A 1,643-nucleotide genomic window follows, 5' to 3' on the forward strand; every position below is an offset into this window, starting at 1 on the left:
CACTGATAATTGCTGATTGTCGGTATTTCTGCAAATGTGAAATGCACCCATAAGTGATGTTGCCGGGGAGTTACTCAAATTCTTCTATTTGCGATCGCACCAAGTCTATGGGAAGTTTTAAAGCTCTAGTAATTTGTTCGATAGTTAATCCTTCTTTGATTAATTCGGGGATGGTTTCTAATTTAGCTTGTTGATAAATATTAGACTGCTTTAATTCCTTTTCTGATAGCCCTGTACAGATATTACCCTTGTTAATTTGAATACTATTGATAACATTAGAAAAATTAGAATGATAATATCTTTGTAAACTAGATTTTAAATTTGATTTACTGACTTCCTCTCCTAATATTTCTGATAAGGTTTTCCATAATTTACCTGCTGTTTCCTTGATATATTTCTGAGAACGATGATTTTTTTGAGCTATTTCGGCGTATTTTTGATGATTGACGACTCCCTCTAAGATTTCATGCTGAAGATCGTCTAAATGTTCTCCTGTATGGGAGAAAACAAGCTCATCAATAGTTATTATAAAAGATTGAATATCGAATGAGTTCATAGGATGATTTTAAACAGGGAGTTAAGTCAGGATTGCCTGATATTATAGCGCAAAATGCAAACTTAGTGTCTTTATATTTCTTTATAGGGCTTTTATGGGTCTTGAAAGTAAATTTTGATTTATTTACACTTTCATTAATTATTTTACTGATAGAGTTTTTTTATGAAGTTTCTTCGTTTTTGCGCCCTGTTCTCTGTACCTATTGCTACGGTAGGGATAACAACCTGTATTGTTAGTTTACCAAGTCAGGCCGTTGAACTTGTATTTTCAAGTCCTGGTGTAATCAAAGGTGTAAATGGAGTGTCTTTTACTTTGCCAAGTACGGGTATCTCAAAAACCTACAATATTATTCTTGAACGAGGAACAGTAAATGATATCTATGGTACACCTCCACTATTTGATGTGTTTACTGAAGAAGATGCTTTAGCTGCCATGAATGCTTCTGCTCAGGGTATAAACTTTTATATTACTAATGTATCTGAAAATCTGTCATTTGAATCTTTAGGAACAGATGCATTTTATATTCCATATTTTACGGATTCCGTTAACGTTGATGTAAGTTCTAGTAAAAGAAAAGATTTGTTTCCATATTTTACGGATTCCGTTAACGTTGATGTAAGTTCTAGTAAAAGAAAAGAACAATCACCAGGACTTATAGAGGTAGGCTTTATAGATTTACCTGTTGATGTTGAGGTAGTTTATACACGCCTTATACAAGTTCCCGAACCCACATCAATTTTAGGACTCTTTTCTCTAGGAATACTCGGTGCTGGTGCAACCATAAAACGCCAAGTAAAACGCAATCATTCTATCGAAAAAGAAACCACAGAAATAGGCTAAATTCCCTGTTAATATAACCCATACCCCTTAATTATACAGAATTGAGGGGGATTTTTATGGGCTATAATTTGATATAAATGGGTTGGTTAGGCAATGCCTTGTTTTTAGGGAAAAAAATCAAGATATAAATACTGCCCTAACACACCAAAAAAAAGTTTTTGTTCTAAGTAGCTGGTTATAATTAAATTGAAGATAGATTTTGCCTCTGATCCCCCCTGCCCCCCTTGATAAGGGGGGTGCCGATAGG

2 protein-coding genes are annotated in these 1,643 nt (G+C 34.3%); one reads left to right on the forward strand and one right to left on the reverse strand.

The features are described 5' to 3' along the window. Window positions 1–70: 70 nt before the first annotated feature. On the reverse strand, window positions 71–556 hold the full coding sequence (locus tag IQ242_RS24185; protein WP_193961707.1) for an ATPase: 486 nt from the start codon (window positions 554–556) through the stop codon (window positions 71–73). A 162-nt stretch (window positions 557–718) separates the two neighbouring features. On the opposite strand from IQ242_RS24185, the gene IQ242_RS26510 reads away from it, so the two are divergent. After that, window positions 719–1,396 (forward strand): PEP-CTERM sorting domain-containing protein, encoded by a 678-nt coding sequence (locus IQ242_RS26510; RefSeq protein ID WP_228021192.1) that lies wholly within the window; start codon window positions 719–721, stop codon window positions 1,394–1,396. The last annotated feature ends 247 nt before the right edge of the window (window positions 1,397–1,643 follow it).

Origin of the sequence: Microcystis sp. LEGE 08355 (assembly GCF_015207185.1) — a bacterium.
GTDB classification, from domain to species: Bacteria; Cyanobacteriota; Cyanobacteriia; order Cyanobacteriales; family Microcystaceae; genus Microcystis; species Microcystis panniformis.